The organism is Alteromonas sp. DY56-G5, assembly GCF_041414725.1.
GTDB lineage: Bacteria > Pseudomonadota > Gammaproteobacteria > Enterobacterales > Alteromonadaceae > Alteromonas > Alteromonas macleodii.
In genome coordinates, this window is sequence record NZ_JANHZQ010000018.1 from 16,073 (window position 1) to 32,818 (window position 16,746).

The window sequence follows — 16,746 nt, forward strand, 5'->3', positions numbered from 1 at the left end:
GAACAAAGGCTGGTGTAGTACCAGCCTCGCAGTCGTCGGTCGCCTTAACCTAAACGGTAATTTGGCGCTTCTTTGGTAATGCTTACATCGTGCACGTGGCTCTCGCCCATTCCGGCTGAAGTTACGCGCACAAATTGTGCCTTGGTATTGAGCTCTTCAATCGTTGCGCAGCCCGTTAAGCCCATGGCTGAGCGCAAGCCGCCCATTTGCTGATGGATAATATTAGCAATTGGACCTTTGTACGCTACGCGGCCTTCAATACCTTCTGGTACTAATTTCTCAGCGTTATCAGAATCTTGGAAGTAACGGTCTGACGAACCGTGGCTTTGATCCATAGCGCCTAGTGAACCCATACCGCGATATGACTTGTAATAACGGCCTTGGAAAAGTTCTACTTCGCCTGGCGCTTCTTCAGTACCTGCTAGCATGCTGCCAACCATTACGCAGCTTGCGCCAGCAGCCAACGCCTTAGCAATGTCACCCGAAAAACGAATACCGCCGTCAGCGATTACTGGAATGTCAGTATCTTTAAGCGCTTCTACTGCATCTGATACCGCAGTAATTTGAGGCACACCGCAACCGGTTACGATACGGGTAGTACAAATTGAACCAGGGCCAATTCCCACTTTAACAGCATCTACGCCGGCATCGGCAAGTGCTTTCGCGCCATCGCCCGTCGCAACGTTTCCCGCAATAATTTGTACATCTGGATAGTCTGCACGTACCTTCTTCACGCGGTCAATAACACCTTGCGAGTGACCGTGAGAGGTATCGATAAGTAGAACGTCAACGCCTGCATCTACAAGTAGTGCAATACGTTCGTCAGTACCTGGTCCAACGCTTACCGCAGCACCAACACGTAGGCGACCAAGCGAGTCTTTACATGCGTTAGGCTTGTTTTCTGCTTTTTGGAAGTCTTTAACAGTGATCAGGCCTGTAAGCTTAAACGCGTCGTCGACGACAAGAATTTTCTCAATGCGGTGTTCGTGCATAAGATCTAACACCACATCAGAGCTTGCACCTTCTTTAACGGTAACCAGATCATCCTTACCGGTCATTACGTTTCTAATAGGCAAATTCAAACGCTTTTCAAAGCGAAGATCGCGGCCTGTCACAATACCAATTAGGTTATTATCTTTGTCAGTCACCGGGAAGCCAGAGTAACCAAGACGCTTAGAAAGCGCGATAACTTCACCAATGGTCGCATTCTCTTCAACCGTTACCGGGTCAGATACCACACCACTTTCGTATTTCTTAACTTCACGTACGTGTTTGGCTTGCTCTTCGGGCTTCATGTTTTTATGAATGAAACCAATACCACCCTCTTGGGCTAGCGCAATAGCTAGACGGGCTTCAGAAACCGTGTCCATGGCAGCAGACACCATTGGAATATTTAACGTTACGCCACGCGTAAGGCGTGTTTGTAAGTTGGCTGTGTGAGGGAGGACGGTCGAGTGGCCGGGAACCAGCAACACATCGTCGAACGTCAGGGCTTCTTGGATGATACGTAGCATGCAACAACACCTATTCAGTTGAGGGTTAATTGCGGCGCAATTGTAGTGTTTTTTAGTTTTCAGGTAAACTCTAAATGTATTAAACCCAGTGATTTTTTTTATGTTTACAAATTCGCCATCTACGTCTCGACAAATTTTAACAGTTACCAAGCTAAATCGCTTAGCCAGAACCGTACTGGAAGGCGAAATTGGCCTTATTTGGCTATCGGCTGAAATATCCAACTTTGTGGCAGCCGCATCAGGGCATTGGTATTTCACGCTGAAGGACAACAAAGCCCAAGTTCGCGCGGCCATGTTCAAGGGATCAAACCGCAATGTTCGCATTCGCCCTAAAGAAGGCGACAAAATTTTAGTGCGAGCGTCGGTTGGCCTTTACGAAGCACGCGGCGACTATCAACTGGTTGTCGAACACATGGAAAGCGATGGCGAAGGTGCGCTTAAGCAAGCGTTCGAAGCCTTAAAGTTCAAACTCAACAATGAAGGCTTGTTCGATACTGCTAACAAGCGTGCGCTACCTGAACGTATTAATCGCATCGGCGTAATAACTTCATCAAGCGGTGCAGCGCTTCATGATGTATTGAGTGTATTAAAACGACGCAGCCCACAAACCGAAATCATTGTTTATCCGTCGATGGTTCAGGGTGAAACCGCACCTTTACAGTTAATTAATGCGTTAAGAACGGCTAACCGCCGCGCAGAAGTGGATGTGCTGTTACTTACGCGAGGCGGAGGTTCATTAGAAGACTTGTGGTGTTTTAATGATGAAAGCTTGGCAAGAGAAGTCGCTGCAAGTGCCCTTCCCATAGTTAGCGCCGTAGGCCATGAGGTAGACTTCACCATTAGTGACTTCGTCGCCGATGTTCGCGCCCCTACCCCATCTGCTGCTGCCGAAATCTTAAGTCAGGATTCTGCCGCTCTTTACCAAACGCTAAGTCAACAAAAACAACGCTTAGCAAGGGCAATACATCAGTACCTTCAAACGAGTAAACAACAGCTTGTTTTAAAGAAACAACGGCTAAATGCGTTGCATCCACAAAGCCGCATCCAATCGCAGTGGCAAACGTTAGACAGACTACAACTTCGTTTAGCGCATAAGATGCAAAACGACTTGGCAAAAGCAGAGAAGCGATTACAAGGTCTTGATTACAGGCTAAACAAACAATCGCCATCAGCAAACGTGGCGCGTGCAAAAGACAAACTGAATTACGCTAGCACCAAGCTCTTATCAAGCATGAATACACTCATTAGAAGCAAAAAAAATGAACTTGGTGGTAAAGTTAGCCTCTTACAATCCGTAAGTCCTCTTTCAACGCTCGCGCGTGGTTACAGCATTACTTTGTCCGACAAAGCAGCCATTAATAGCGTGAATAAAGTAAATGTAGGTGATGAGATAAAATCTCGGGTGACTGACGGAGAAATAACCAGTACAGTGACACACATTCAGCGGCAATAGGTAGCCTTAAGTATTATGCCCGTTCATGTAAACGCGTTTTCCTTTTCCAGTATTTACCAGCGGGCCTGTGCATTTTGGAGCCTAAAGTCACAGCGGTTCGCTGTATCAAAAATTTTAACACCTTTGTGCGTTTTTGTTCTGTTACTAGTGCCTGACTTCACCTTTGCTTCTATGGTCAATCAACCTGTCTCTGTTTTTTCTACCTACCCGAGCGAGACGTTACTCAGGGCTTGTGGAGCCCAGCGAGCATTAAGCGAAGCTAATGCTTCTCAATCCACTAATTTATGTTTTGAAGATGCTATTTCGCCCGACAGCTTTATTAAACTCCTAAGCGAATCAGGAGAGTTCAGTCATTTGTTCCCTTATGGCGAAGGAAACGACTACGAACTATTGATTGCTAATGTTGGCGCAGCGCCTGGCATGCATCGACAGCACGCAAAACAATTTGCAGAATTCACTTTACAATGGCGAGGGATAGAAATTGACTCATCTTCATTTGATGCGAGTGCCGTAGGAAACACAGATGTGAAAACGGAAACCGCTTTAGCCGAAGAAGAAGCTCAATCGTTGATTGCCCGCTGGATTCAACATGCCAAACATTCTGGATTATTTACCAGCCAGTTTTTGTTCGATGCGCTAGAAGCTAGCGACTATAAGGGTGGATTACAGGTACCAAACGCCATTGGCGACTTCACTAAATTAGATACTCAGTTATATCCAGACCCGTTTAACGGTGCAATTACTCGCTATATACACCCTGAGTTTGAAGATGCGCTCGTTGATGTCACCGTATATCCCTTTTTAGATCAGCTTTCTTCAGATGAAAACGAGCTACTTCCTAAGCAACTAGAAAGTGATCTGCAACGAGCTAGTGCTACAGCCGATTTACAGCAGTTAACGTTGTCTCAAATCAGCCCAGCCTCACGCTACGAGGTAAACAGCGCATTAAGAGGATGGAGATTGGGGCTGAGCGCGGCATCTGAAACATCACCAACAATTTACGCGACAACCTATGTCTTTAAGCTACAAGATAAAATCGTAAAAGTGTCTACGACTTTTCCTCCTGACTTTTCAGACAATATTGTCAATCAATTGATTGTTAACGTAGAAGTTCCGCAAGAGTCTGAAATGATGAAAAAGGTTCGCTCTCTGCTTTTGGAAAGCGCGCGTTAAGCTTTTTTCGCAGAGCGTCGTTTAACTAGCTGCAAACTCAACGTTGGCTTTTCTTCTGTTTTGGCGGTGAGAATATATACTTTTTGCTGCTCTTTTGGTTTATACCTATCAAACCAGTTATACATTTGATTTTTTTGAAGTGGTGAGGCGACTTTAACCAATTTTTCTACTGACACTTTATCTCCCAAAACGCTGCTGGCTGTCTGCTAAACAGGTAGTGTCTGCAAAAACAGCTCCAAATTTCACATTCGTGGTAACCTCCCGAATTCAAAGGTACGTACCTATAAATGACTGAATGTGTGAGCAAAGAGAAAGTGGGAATAGCAGGAAAAGAATACAATCTAAGTGTAATAATGACCTAGCAGATTAAATCAAGAAAACCGTAGAGTTGAATACGACTGGCAAAATGCAATTCACGCTAAAGCGAGTCTAATTGGGGATTTCATCATGCCACAATAGTGGGGAAATTGAGTAATGTAAAAGCATGGACGCTATCGCCACTTGGTCAGAAATAGCGCCCAATCCTTAAAAAGGCTACTTTTTATCTTTGTAATAAGACATCATACGACGGCGCTTGCGCTGCTGCGCCAAGGTCAAATTAGCCTTTTTACCTTCAAACGGGTTGTTGCCTTCTCTGAATTCTATCTTGATAGGCGTGCCCATAATTTCTAGCGCTTTTCTGAAATAGTTCATCAAGAAACGCTTATAAGAGCTTGGTAAGTCATCCACTTGATTACCGTGAATAACAATAACCGGTGGGTTGTAACCACCTGCGTGAGCATACTTCATTTTAACTCGGCGACCACGCACCAGCGGAGGTTGATGGTCATCCTGAGCCATTTCCATAATTTGTGTAAGCAGCGCGGTATTAATACGCTTGGTCGCGCTCATATACGCTTCTTGTACAGACTCAAATAAATTACCAACACCCGAACCATGAAGCGCAGAAATAAAATGAATTCGAGCGAAGTCGATAAAGCCTAAACGACGGTCCATCTCGCGCTTTATGTCGTCTTTCACGTCAGTACTTAATCCGTCCCATTTGTTCACGGCAACTACTAATGAACGACCTGAATTAAGCACAAAGCCTAATAGGCTAAGATCTTGGTCGGTAATACCTTCTCTGGCATCAATAACCAATAGCACTACGTTAGCTTCTTCAATTGCCTGAAGAGTTTTAACAATAGAGAACTTCTCTACGGCTTCACTAATTTTCTTGCGCTTTCTCACGCCCGCGGTATCGATTAGGATATATTCACGCTCATCCCTTTCCATTGGAATGTACACGCTGTCACGGGTGGTGCCTGGCATGTCGAATACCACCACGCGCTCTTCACCTAAAATGCGGTTTGTCAGTGTCGACTTACCCACGTTGGGCTTACCTACGATAGCAAGTTTGATAGGTAACTCTTGAAGGCGTTGACGCTGCGTTTCAGCATCCTCTTCTTCTTCAGGCTCCTCATCGACAATTTCCATGTCCGGGAAATCAGATTCAAGTGGCTTTAAGGCGTCCTGCAGCAATTGGCTAACACCGCGACCGTGCGCCGCAGCAATTTGCTTAATATCACCTAAGCCTAAGGAGTAAAATTCCGCACTTTCGCTATCGCCGTCAATTCCATCAACCTTGTTCGCCACAACAAACACTTTTTTGTTTATGCGTCGAAGATGATCAGCAATACCTTGGTCGGCTGGCAGCATACCTGCTCTGGCGTCAACCAAAAACAATACGACATCAGCCTCTTCTATAGCTAACAAAGACTGTTGTGCCATTTCAGCATCAATGCCCTCTTCATCGCCCGTAATACCGCCGGTATCCACTACTATGAACTGGCGCTTTTCAAATTTCGCTTGGCCGTATTTACGGTCGCGAGTTAGCCCCGGATAGTCAGCAACTAGTGCATCACGGGTATTTGTAAGGCGATTAAACAAGGTTGACTTACCAACATTAGGGCGGCCAACCAAAGCAACAACGGGTAACATTTATCAGATCCTAGGGGTCATGAAAGCTAAAAAAGCACAAGCCGCATACACCATCTATTACAACTAACGTTCGGGAGCTGTATTCTCTAACGAGAGGTGAATTACTATGAGGCTTTTGAGAATGGGCGCATTATACCTTGTTCACTACCTAATACCAATGGCGTTCAATAATACGAAGAGAAACCGTCTACCCATTGATAATTGCCAAGTTTAGGCCCGAAAAACCGCGGGGTATAAAAAAAGGCGCTTTAAGCACCTTTTCTGTTTAAATATTAGCGAAACGTTCCTGTTACTTTGGAACTTGCACCGACGCTATTACGCCATTACGTGTTACCGCTATAATCTTATCATCAACCTTCAACGGCGCAGCATAGATTGAATCATCTTCGTCATCGCCGCCAACATCTAGGCGTGCAACAACTTCACCTGTTTCTTGTTCAATCCAGTGTAGAAAGCCCCAGTTATCACCAACAACCACATGGTCGCCTACTGGAGTAGCAGCCGTTAATGAGCGATGCTTAAGTGAACCTTGAGACCAAAGCTCTACGCCGTTTCGTCTATCAAGGGCATAAACGTTAGAGTTGTTGTCTACAACAAAAATTTTATTGCCGTCGATATTCAAATTGCGAAACGATGCATATTCACGTTTCCAAATTACACGACCTGAACGTAACTCTACAGCAGCTAATGTTCCGTTGTAAGAAACCGTGTAAACCGTGCCGCCAAATAAAACAGGCGTTGTGTCGATATCAACAATACGCTCTAACTCTGTTGCACCAGAAGGCGTTGCAATTACCGTTTCCCACGCAAGTACACCTGTTTCGATAAGATTAACCTGAATCTTACCTGTAGGTGTGCCGATGATAGCACCACCGTTAGATGCGATTGGGCCAGAAATACCACGTAATGTTAGCGGAGGAGTATCACCTTCGTGTCTCCACAACTGTTCACCAGTGCGGGTATTAAAACCAAATAAGCTACCAGCACCCGTGTTAACCACTAAGATACCTTCATCAGCTGCCGGAGCCGCTAAAATCTCACCGGGAACAGACGCATCCCAAACCAACTCTCCGGTTTCTGCATCCATTGCAGCTACATAGCCGTTTTCTGTACCAATGAACACGTGTCTGTCTGCTACGGCGATACCACCAATACGTGCAGTCTCACCGCTACGCCACAAATTAGTGACTGAGCTTAGCATGCCCTCAGAGCGAAACTGTGCGAAATCTTTCTCCCACAACACCTTACCCGACTCAGGGTCCATCGCGACAACGGCGCCATGGCGATCGGCAGCATAAAGCTTGTCATAGGCATAAACAGGGCGAAGACGAGAGAAGTAATGATTAACGCCATCACCAATATCGCGATCCCACACTAATTTAGGTGTGAATTTAGCCTCAATAGGCTTTAAACGACGAATCTCTAATTCTTCGTCATCTGCAAACCAGTCTGAAATAGTTGAGCAGCCAGACATTGTGATAGACACCGCGAGTGCCATACCTATCGTGCGAGCAAATCGACCTTTACGGCCACACGTGTTGTGAAACAAATTGCGTACCTCTTTATTATTTATACCAGCCCTAAGGCTTTCGCTTATTGCGCAGCAGATACCGATAGGTTATCTAACTTCATTTGTAAAAGCGGATTGTTGGCATTTTTTTCTAACGCATTTGAATAAGCTAAGCGAGCATCATCAAACTTGCCTTGTTTTTGATACACATCGCCTTTTAATTCAGAAACTTCTGCTGCAAATGCGTCGTTTGTTACATTGCTAAGCGTAGACAACGCCGCGTCCAGCTGGTTCATTTCAATTTGCACACGCGACAAACGAAGTGAGGCAAGTACTTTCAATTCGTCATTTTCGGCAAAGGTTACTACGCTATTTAGGTGAGAAGCTGCAGCGTCTAAATCACCGGCATCTACCGCTTGCTTAGCAGCAAGAAGACTAGCGATGCTTGCATAACCACTGTCTTTGTTCTCTTCGATAAAAGCTTTAACTTTTGCGTCACTGCCTTCGGTACCAAAAGTCTCTACGGCATTTTGATAGGCAACCGATGCCGCTTCTTTAGTTTCAATTTGCGCTTCTGAATACGCTCTCCAGCCCCAAAGGCCACCTAGACCAAGCGCTGCACCGACAATAATTGCAGTACCGTGCTCTTTCCAAAAACGTTTAATCGCTTCTACTTGTTGTTCTTCTGTTGCGAACTGTTCCATGATGTCCTCTTTTTATTTTGCGCTCAGCATCTCTGCAACCTTATCAGATAAGGTATCGAAGCTGACTGTAACTTGTTCTTGACCATCGCGCAGTGGTTTAACACCTACTTCGCGAGACTGCATTTCGTCATTGCCTAAAAGCAGCGCTAAACGTGCGCCTGTTTTATCTGCACGCTTTAGTTGTTTTTTAAAATTGCCGCCGCCACAGTGCATCATTATGCGTGTATTAGGAAGCGTATTTCGAAGATGCTCTGCTACCTCAATAGCGTATGACTGTGCCTCTTCGCCCATCGCCGTTACGTAAACGTCTGCGAAACTTGAGTCCTGACCTTCTTCGGTTAACGTGGTTAGCAACAGTACCAAACGTTCAATACCCATAGCAAAACCAACCGCAGGCGTTGCTTTGCCCCCGAGTTGCTCTACCAAGCCATCGTAACGGCCTCCAGCACACACTGTACCTTGGGCTCCCAAGCTATCTGTCACCCACTCAAACACAGTACGGTTGTAGTAATCTAATCCGCGCACTAGACGAGGATTAATTTCAAACTCAATACCTGCTTGCGTTAAGCGCGAACACAAGGTTTCAAAATGTACTTTAGATTCTTCATCAAGATGATCGATTAGCGCTGGCGCATCGGCAATAGCAGCTTGAACATCAGGGTTCTTTGAATCGAGTACGCGAAGTGGATTCGTTTCAAGTCGTCGCAGTGAATCTTCGTCGAGCTGGTCTGCACGCTGTTTTAAGAAATCAACCAGCGTATCGCGATATGCAGCACGCGCTTCATTTGAACCTAACGTATTTATTTGAAGTTTTACGTGCTGCTCAATACCAAAAGCTTTCCAAAAGCGTGCACTAAGAAGAATCACTTCTAAGTCGATGTCAGGGCCGTCCATACCGTAGGTCTCTACACCGAACTGATGGAACTGGCGATAACGCCCTTTTTGTGGACGTTCATGACGGAACATTGGCCCCATGTACCACAGGCGTTGCTGCTGGTTGTACAATAAGCCGTGCTCGTTTCCTGCGCGCACGCAACTTGCCGTACCTTCTGGACGTAGCGTTAAGCTGTCGCCATTTCTATCTTCGAAGGTATACATTTCTTTTTCAACGATATCGGTAACTTCACCGATAGAGCGCTTGAACAAGTCGGTGCTTTCAACGATGGGAGTACGTATTTCCTGGTAACCATAACTCGCCACAACCTGACGAAGTACAGATTCTACCTTCTGCCATGTACCGGAAATCTCCGGTAGGCAGTCATTCATGCCTCGAATTGCCTGAATAGTCTTAGCCACGTGAAATTCTCATACTGCTAAATAGTGAAAAGCCCCGCATTATAGGGGCTTTGGGAATAAACAACAATGAACAAAAAATGTCTCAGTCTTTAACCGAGACCTGAATTTTATTTTGTTCACTCATACGCGATGCTTTGGCGCGAATCTTAGCTTCAAGCTTATCCACTAGATCGTCGTTAGGAAGACGTTCTTTAACGCGCTTACCGTCTTCATATAGGCCGCTCATGTTACGTGCGCCAGTGAGGCCCAAATCAGACACTTCTGCTTCGCCTGGGCCGTTAACCACGCAACCGATGATAGAGACATCCATTGGCGTAAGAATATCTTCCAATCGCTGCTCAAGAGCATTCACTGTGCCGATTACATCGAATTCTTGTCGTGAACAACTCGGGCAAGCAATAAAGTTTATACCGCGCGAGCGAATACGCAGTGACTTCAGAATATCAAAGCCTACCTTGATTTCTTCCACCGGATCAGCGGCTAACGATACGCGCAACGTATCACCAATACCTTCAGCCAATAGCATACCTAAGCCAACTGCACTCTTCACGGCGCCGGCGCGCTGACCACCTGCTTCGGTAATACCTAAGTGAAGCGGCTGGTCTATTTTTTGTGCCAATAAACGATAGGCGCCAACAGCTAAGAAAACATCTGACGCTTTAACGCTGACTTTGAATTGATCAAAGTTAAGTTTGTCGAGAATATCCACATGACGCATTGCGGATTCAACCAGCGCTTCTGGCGTTGGCTCACCGTACTTCTCTTGTAAGTCTTTTTCTAACGAGCCACCGTTCACACCAATGCGAATAGGAATATTTTTGTCTTTTGCACAATCGACCACAGAGCGCACACGCTCCATATTACCTATATTACCTGGGTTAATACGCAGACAATCTACGCCGTATTCAGCAACCTTAAGTGCGATACGGTAGTCGAAATGAATGTCTGCAACGAGTGGCACACTCACCTGCTTTTTAATTTCTTTAAATGCTTCAGCCGCTTCCATCGTGGGCACAGATACTCGAACGATCTCCCCACCCACTGCAACAATACGGTTTATTTGATCGACGGTCGCTGCCACATCAGTGGTCCGCGTATTCGTCATAGATTGAACAGCAATGGGAGCGCCATCACCAATGGGGACGTTACCTACATTAATACGCGTAGACTTTCTGCGCTTAATAGGGCTTTCTGCAAACATCTAATTACCTATAAAGGAAGTGTGAAGCGAGCTGTTTTACCGTTTTGGTATGAAGAAATATCAACAGACTCGCCGTTAACTGATATGCGCACATTATCCGGTGCACCGAGCGTAACTTCAACAGGAGGAACGCCTTGAATTTCCATAACTCGTCCTTTTAGCTTTACCCCATAGGCAATAGCTTCTCCAGACGCGTCTTTTATATTAACCCAACAGTCATCGTCGAAAGTGAAAACCATAGCAATTGGCGCTGCATCAGACTGACTATTCACATTAAGGTTGGGTTGGGGTTCGTTACTACTCGCAGAATCAACCAGAGCGGTTAGGTTATTGCTATCATTTACCTCTGTATCGGGTGCTGAGATTGCACCATCATTCAAGCTACCGTCTTGGTTAAAACCACTATCTTGGTCGCTGAACGCACCGCTGGTTTCTGAGCTTGTACTATTGCTCACGCCCGTGTCTAGCTGATTGTTTCCAGCCGTATCACCCTGCGAGGGCGAGGCGTCAGTAGTTACACTGTCAGTATCTGTGCCCGCCGATGGGACAGGCGTATTAGCGGCTTCTCGCTTAACAGCCTCACTAAGTGGCAGTTCAGCTACCGTGTCGTCACTAGGCTGTTGATACCACCAAACGACAACGGCGGCAATGATAAGAAGTAAAATAACATAAGTTACCATCATCCACCTGTCATCGTGTGTCTGTTTTGCGACACGCTTTGAAAAGCTCTGTAATTTCTCTGAAGACGGTACAGATGTTTGATTGTGGAAGCGTTCGAATGCCTCTATAACTTCTTGAGAATTCATGCCTAATTGCTTGGCATAATTTCTCACGTATCCTTTTGTAAAAGTCACCGAAGACTTTTCATCAATGACATCATTTTCTAAATCATTGATTTGTTTAGCTTTCAAAAATAATTTATCAGCAATATCTTGTTGAGACAAACCTAGCGTTTCACGGCGCGCTTTTAGCATTGCCCCTGGACTTGGCGTGTTTTCTTGTTGTTGCGAAGTAACTTCTTGATTCGCTTTTTCTTCCGACACCATTAAACCTTATTCCTCCTGCATACTCGGTGGTACTAACCAAAGCGTCTGACCAGCAATAATAGCGCCAGTATTTTCAAGGTTATTCCACTCTTGCAGTGTTGCCATTTTGATATTGTGCAATAAAGAAATACGATATAAGTTTTCACCTTCTTTTACTACATGGAATTTATCACTTTGCACAGATAATTCAGTATTTTGTACTTTTTCTGGTGTGTTAGCTGTGGCTGTAGGAGCGTTGTCGGAGTTATTGCTCTGAGATTGACGCTGAGCGTCGTTGTCTTGGGCAACGCTCTTTTCATTTTCTTTATCGTTTGATGATGTTTGTGCAAGCCCGTCGGTATTTGTTTGGTTTTCGCTTATTTCTGTTTCAGAATCGTTTGGCTGTGTAGATTTGACGGTTTTAACCACTCTGTTTTGCATACTTTCACGTTGCACTAAGTAACGTTTAGTAAGCTCACTTTCAGGGAACAATGACATCATCATTTCGCCATAACCCTTTGCAGTCTCTAGGTCCCCTTTCCCTTTGGCTATTTCATAAGCTAACCACAATGAATCAGGCGTAACTTTGGCAACACGTTCGTATTTTCGTAACGTAGATTCAGCAAGTTCCCATTGTTCTGAAACCGTGTAAAGTTCACTGAGTAAGAACAGACTTTTGCCCCGGGCAGGCTGATGTTTTAATGCGTCTTGAAAATAGCCGATCGCTTCATCTAGCTTACCTTGACTTTGCGCGCACAATGCCAAGTTCTCGTAGGTTTGCGCTGCGTTAGCGTAAAGCCTGTTATTTATAGCATCAAAGAAATACGCTTTGGCTTTTTCGTATTCGCCGTTTTGGCACTTAAACGCGCCATAACTGTTGGCAATATCGCCATTGTTAGGCGCTAGGTCGATAGCAGTTTCATAGTACTCTTCCGCTCGAAGGTTATCGCCCACCAGCTGATAGTAATATGCCATAGCGAACTGAACGTCTGCAGAGCGTGGATTAAACTCAAGCGCTTTGTCGAGGTTCTTTTTTGCCTGCGTGTAGTTGTTATTTTGAAGGTAGGTAAGACCAAGGGACATGCGTGTTTTGGCGGCTTCTTCGTGATCGAAGTTACCGCCATACAACCCTGACTGGCTATTACTGACACAGCCAGAAGTGAAAATAATCGCGCTTAAAAAGCCAATTTTAAGTGAAGCTCGCAATCCCGCAACCATAGTCTTACCCTAATATCTTAATGATTATTGGGCCATTTTTACTGAAATTGCTTCGCCCTTCACCTGTTTTTTTAACATTCTTTTCGTTCTGTCTACCACATCACCCACTAATTGACCGCATGCTGCGTCGATATCATCACCTCGCGTTTTACGCACAACGGTTGTAAACCCATATTCCATAAGCACTTTTGCGAATCTATCAATACGCGAATTGCTTGAACATGTATAAGGCGAACCTGGGTAAGGGTTAAATGGTATTAAGTTTATTTTACTAGGTGTGTCTTTCAATACCTTTGCCAACTGGTGCGCTTGTTCAGTGCTGTCATTGATGTTTGAAAGCATAACGTATTCTACCGTTACACGGCCTTGGTTCGCTTTAGATTTGGCCAGATAACGACGTACGCCTGCTAAGAAGGCTTCGATATTGTACTTCTTATTGATAGGCACGATTTCGTTGCGCAACTCATCGGTGGGTGCGTGTAATGAAATAGCTAACGCTACGTCTATTTGGTCACCCAACATATCTAGCGCTGGAACCACGCCCGATGTACTTAGCGTAACGCGGCGTTTAGACAGGCCGAAACCGAAATCGTCCAGCATAATATCCATTGCTGGTACAACGTTTTTAAGGTTAAGCAGTGGCTCACCCATACCCATCATTACTACGTTAGTGATAGGGCGTTTGCTTGAGTCTTTTGAAAGACCAAGGAAAGTAGCTACACGCCATACCTGACCAATAATTTCACTTACACTTAGGTTACGGTTAAACCCCTGCTGCGCGGTTGAACAGAAAGTACACTCTAGCGCGCAACCTACCTGTGATGACACGCAAAGCGTTGCACGGTCAGTTTCTGGGATCCAAACAGATTCAACTTCCTGACCACCTTCAAGGGTAAGTGCAAACTTAATAGTTCCGTCGCTCGCTTCTTGAAAGTATGCAATTTCAGGCGCTTTAATTTCGCAATTTTCAATGAGCATCGCGCGAAGGTTTTTATTGAGGTTACTCATTTCCTCGAAATCGCTGATACCGTGCTGGTAAATCCATTTCATCACCTGATCGGCACGAAACGGTTTCTCGCCCATTTCTTTGAAGAAATTGCGCAAGCCTTCGCGATTTAAGTTTAATAAGTTAGTTTTTGCCATGAATAAGATGACCCTTTTACCTTCGAGGGATGCCCCTCTTACTACTGAATACGGTGTAAAAACCAGCGATTCGACTATGTCTTGAACGACATTTAAGAAAAAGAAAAGCGCTGATTAAAATTTGCGCGGATTTTACCACAGATGAGATTTGAGAAAAAGCCGATTTAACGCAGAGAAACGTTAAGTTTGGCAATGCGCGAGAAGCGTGGTTTAGCTCGCCTAAATGAGCGCCGAGCAAAGCAGCATAAAGCATGTATCTTTCTTCTGAGTGACTGAGCGCGCTTTAGGCAATGCGCGAGAAGCGTGGTTTAGCTTGCCTAAATGAGCGCCGAGCAAAGCAGCATAAAGCGTGCTCAGACGCTCAGAAACAAAAAACGGGGCTTATAGCCCCGTTTATCTACCTACGTAATCTTAGCGAGTACGTGGGCAGATTTCTTCTTCAGAGAAGAAGTAAGCAATTTCACGTGCTGCTGACTCAGGTGCGTCAGAACCGTGAACTGCGTTTTCGTCGATTGACGCAGCGTAGTCTGAACGTAGTGTACCTGCAGCTGCATCAGCTGGGTTAGTTGCGCCCATGATTTCACGATTAGCTAGAACTGCGTTTTCGCCTTCTAGTACTTGAACCATAACAGGACCAGACGTCATGAAGTCTACAAGTGCGCCGAAGAAAGGACGCTCTTTGTGTTCTGCATAGAAGCCTTCTGCTTGCTCTTTGCTCATGTGGATCATCTTAGATGCCACGATGCGAAGACCTGCAGATTCGAAACGGTTGTAAATTGCACCGATTACGTTTTTAGCTACCGCATCAGGCTTGATAATCGAAAAAGTACGCTCAAGAGCCATGTTCTCTCTCCAAACAAATAGTGTGTGTATCTTTAAAATTTTGGCCGCGAATTATAGGCAATAAATAGCAGCTTGACCAGAGCCTTTATCAAATCAGATATAAAGTACTGTTTTTATGCGCAAATGTAGAGAAAGGTTAGCCTGTTGGCGATGACAATATGATGACAGCGTACAGATTATTTTGCACAGAACTAATTATCGAGGACTCACCTGCCCCACTGCCTTTACTATGAAACCCTAAAACGGCTTAAAGAAACCAACGCTTAAAAAGTTAAGCGTTGGCTTTTGCTAATTCTTGAATTTTACCCACAATGGCGCGTAAGCCATTGCCGCGGGTTGGCGTTATATGACGCTCTAGGTCTAGTGCTTCAAAATAGCCGTCGATATCAAACGCCAAAATATCTGTTGGCGTTTTGTCATTATAAGCGGCAAGTACTAACGCAAGCAGCCCTTGAACGATAACTGCATCGCTGTCTACGTCAAAGTTGATTTTATTGCCATCGTAAGACTCCACCAACCAAACGCTGCTCTGACACCCTTTGACCAAACGCTCGGGTGTTTTAGCATCTTCAGGCAAGCCCGGAATAGATTTCCCTAAATCAATGATGTACTGATAACGCTGTTCCCAATCGTCGAAGAACGCTAAATCATCAATAATTTCGTCACTGCTAGGTAGTTGCATTACTATTTCCGCTTAATTTGTTTGAAAAGTTGTGTGATTAAATTTCACTGCGTGGATGATTAGAAGAACAGACCGGCTTCAAGCTGTGCTTCTTCACTCATCATATCACGGGACCATGCAGGGTCGAATACAAGCTCTACGTTGACGTTTTTAACATGAGGAACCATAGCAACGCGGTATTCAACATCACCAACCAATACTGGGCCCATGCCACAGCCTGGTGCGGTCAGGGTCATATCAATATTGACGCTGCTAGTATCTTGATCAATTTCCACTTTGTAGATAAGACCAAGAGATACGAGATTGATAGGGATCTCAGGGTCAAAGATAGTTTCTAACGCGTCCCACACTTGCTGCTCGCTAATATTGCCATCTTCTGGCGCGTCAAAGCTCAGAGTCATCGCTTTACGGCCAATAGCACCTGCATCAGTACCGTCGATGCGATACATGTTGCCACGCCACGTTACCGTATAGTTACCACCGAGCTCTTGGGTGATATTCACAAACTCGCCTTCAGGGATCACGGTAGGATTGCCCGCAGGAACTAAGCGCGCTTTACAATCGCGCTCGGTGGTCACCATTTTTTGCTTCATAAACTACTTAGTACTCTTTGTTCTACCACTGATGGCCTTTGACGTGGCACTTAGCCTACGTTAAAGCTTTCACCGCATCCGCACTCATCAACCACGTTCGGGTTGTTGTATTTAATGACGCCGTTCACACCTTCTGTAACGTAATCAATTTCTGTATTACGCAGTAGGTCGGTGGCATCTGCAGCCACGGCTACGTTGAGTAGTGGCGAAATTTCAACAATTTCGTCATCGGCTTGCGCGCTATCTGCGAAATCAAGCACGTAGGCGTAACCTGTACAGCCGCTTACTTTTGTCGATAAACGAATTAACTGACCCGGCTTGTCTTTAAGCTTACTTTCGAAATGCTTAACGGCACTGTCAGTTAGCGAAATGAGTTTTGTACTAGGTACGAAAGTTTCAACACTCATAATG

Annotated in this window: 16 protein-coding genes; 2 read left to right on the forward strand and 14 right to left on the reverse strand. The window is 45.2% G+C overall.

The features are described from left to right. Window positions 1-44 precede the first annotated feature (44 nt). Entirely contained in the window at window positions 45-1,514 is a 1,470-nt protein-coding gene (gene guaB, locus NO989_RS10700) for an IMP dehydrogenase (protein WP_014950158.1), read from the reverse strand. Window positions 1,515-1,614: 100 nt separating this feature from the next. Between guaB and xseA the strand changes: the two genes are divergently transcribed. Together xseA and NO989_RS10710 are read left to right on the forward strand one after the other, a co-directional pair. After that, entirely contained in the window at window positions 1,615-2,967 is a 1,353-nt protein-coding gene (xseA, locus tag NO989_RS10705; protein WP_039218116.1) for an exodeoxyribonuclease VII large subunit, read from the forward strand. Window positions 2,968-2,982: 15 nt separating this feature from the next. Then, window positions 2,983-4,140, forward strand: coding sequence for a hypothetical protein (locus tag NO989_RS10710; RefSeq protein ID WP_371342509.1), 1,158 nt, complete (start codon window positions 2,983-2,985; stop codon window positions 4,138-4,140). Here NO989_RS10710 and NO989_RS10715 read toward each other — a convergent pair. From NO989_RS10715 to NO989_RS10775, 13 genes are all read right to left on the reverse strand, one after another. Beyond that, the gene (locus NO989_RS10715; RefSeq protein ID WP_371342510.1) at window positions 4,137-4,316 is read right to left on the reverse strand and encodes an exodeoxyribonuclease VII large subunit; all 180 of its coding nucleotides are present in this window, start codon (window positions 4,314-4,316) and stop codon (window positions 4,137-4,139) included. The genes NO989_RS10710 and NO989_RS10715 overlap by 4 nt on opposite strands. Window positions 4,317-4,674: 358 nt before the next feature. Continuing rightward, window positions 4,675-6,120 (reverse strand): ribosome biogenesis GTPase Der, encoded by a 1,446-nt coding sequence (gene der, locus NO989_RS10720; RefSeq protein ID WP_014979823.1) that lies wholly within the window; start codon window positions 6,118-6,120, stop codon window positions 4,675-4,677. A gap of 289 nt (window positions 6,121-6,409) precedes the next feature. After that, window positions 6,410-7,669: an outer membrane protein assembly factor BamB gene (gene bamB / locus NO989_RS10725; protein WP_014950164.1), complete on the reverse strand. Its 1,260-nt coding sequence runs from the start codon at window positions 7,667-7,669 to the stop codon at window positions 6,410-6,412. A 44-nt stretch (window positions 7,670-7,713) separates the two neighbouring features. Then, window positions 7,714-8,334, reverse strand: coding sequence for a tetratricopeptide repeat protein (locus tag NO989_RS10730; protein ID WP_014950165.1), 621 nt, complete (start codon window positions 8,332-8,334; stop codon window positions 7,714-7,716). A gap of 12 nt (window positions 8,335-8,346) precedes the next feature. Next, complete coding sequence (hisS, locus tag NO989_RS10735; protein WP_014979825.1) at window positions 8,347-9,630, reverse strand: histidine--tRNA ligase; 1,284 nt, start codon at window positions 9,628-9,630, stop codon at window positions 8,347-8,349. An 82-nt stretch (window positions 9,631-9,712) separates the two neighbouring features. Next, window positions 9,713-10,831, reverse strand: coding sequence for a flavodoxin-dependent (E)-4-hydroxy-3-methylbut-2-enyl-diphosphate synthase (ispG, locus tag NO989_RS10740; RefSeq protein ID WP_014950167.1), 1,119 nt, complete (start codon window positions 10,829-10,831; stop codon window positions 9,713-9,715). Window positions 10,832-10,839: 8 nt separating this feature from the next. Continuing rightward, entirely contained in the window at window positions 10,840-11,877 is a 1,038-nt protein-coding gene (locus NO989_RS10745; RefSeq protein WP_371342511.1) for a RodZ domain-containing protein, read from the reverse strand. A gap of 6 nt (window positions 11,878-11,883) precedes the next feature. After that, on the reverse strand, window positions 11,884-13,074 hold the full coding sequence (gene pilW / locus NO989_RS10750; protein ID WP_371342512.1) for a type IV pilus biogenesis/stability protein PilW: 1,191 nt from the start codon (window positions 13,072-13,074) through the stop codon (window positions 11,884-11,886). Window positions 13,075-13,098: 24 nt separating this feature from the next. Further along, window positions 13,099-14,217: a bifunctional tRNA (adenosine(37)-C2)-methyltransferase TrmG/ribosomal RNA large subunit methyltransferase RlmN gene (locus tag NO989_RS10755; protein ID WP_014977032.1), complete on the reverse strand. Its 1,119-nt coding sequence runs from the start codon at window positions 14,215-14,217 to the stop codon at window positions 13,099-13,101. Window positions 14,218-14,628: 411 nt separating this feature from the next. Further along, complete coding sequence (gene ndk / locus NO989_RS10760) at window positions 14,629-15,060, reverse strand: nucleoside-diphosphate kinase (RefSeq protein WP_012519000.1); 432 nt, start codon at window positions 15,058-15,060, stop codon at window positions 14,629-14,631. A 271-nt stretch (window positions 15,061-15,331) separates the two neighbouring features. After that, complete coding sequence (locus tag NO989_RS10765; protein ID WP_014950170.1) at window positions 15,332-15,742, reverse strand: SufE family protein; 411 nt, start codon at window positions 15,740-15,742, stop codon at window positions 15,332-15,334. Between the two features lie 59 nt (window positions 15,743-15,801). Beyond that, window positions 15,802-16,335 (reverse strand): putative Fe-S cluster assembly protein SufT, encoded by a 534-nt coding sequence (sufT, locus tag NO989_RS10770; protein WP_014977033.1) that lies wholly within the window; start codon window positions 16,333-16,335, stop codon window positions 15,802-15,804. 50 nt (window positions 16,336-16,385) lie between these two features. Continuing rightward, window positions 16,386-16,742 (reverse strand): iron-sulfur cluster assembly accessory protein, encoded by a 357-nt coding sequence (locus NO989_RS10775; protein ID WP_014950172.1) that lies wholly within the window; start codon window positions 16,740-16,742, stop codon window positions 16,386-16,388. Window positions 16,743-16,746 lie beyond the last annotated feature (4 nt).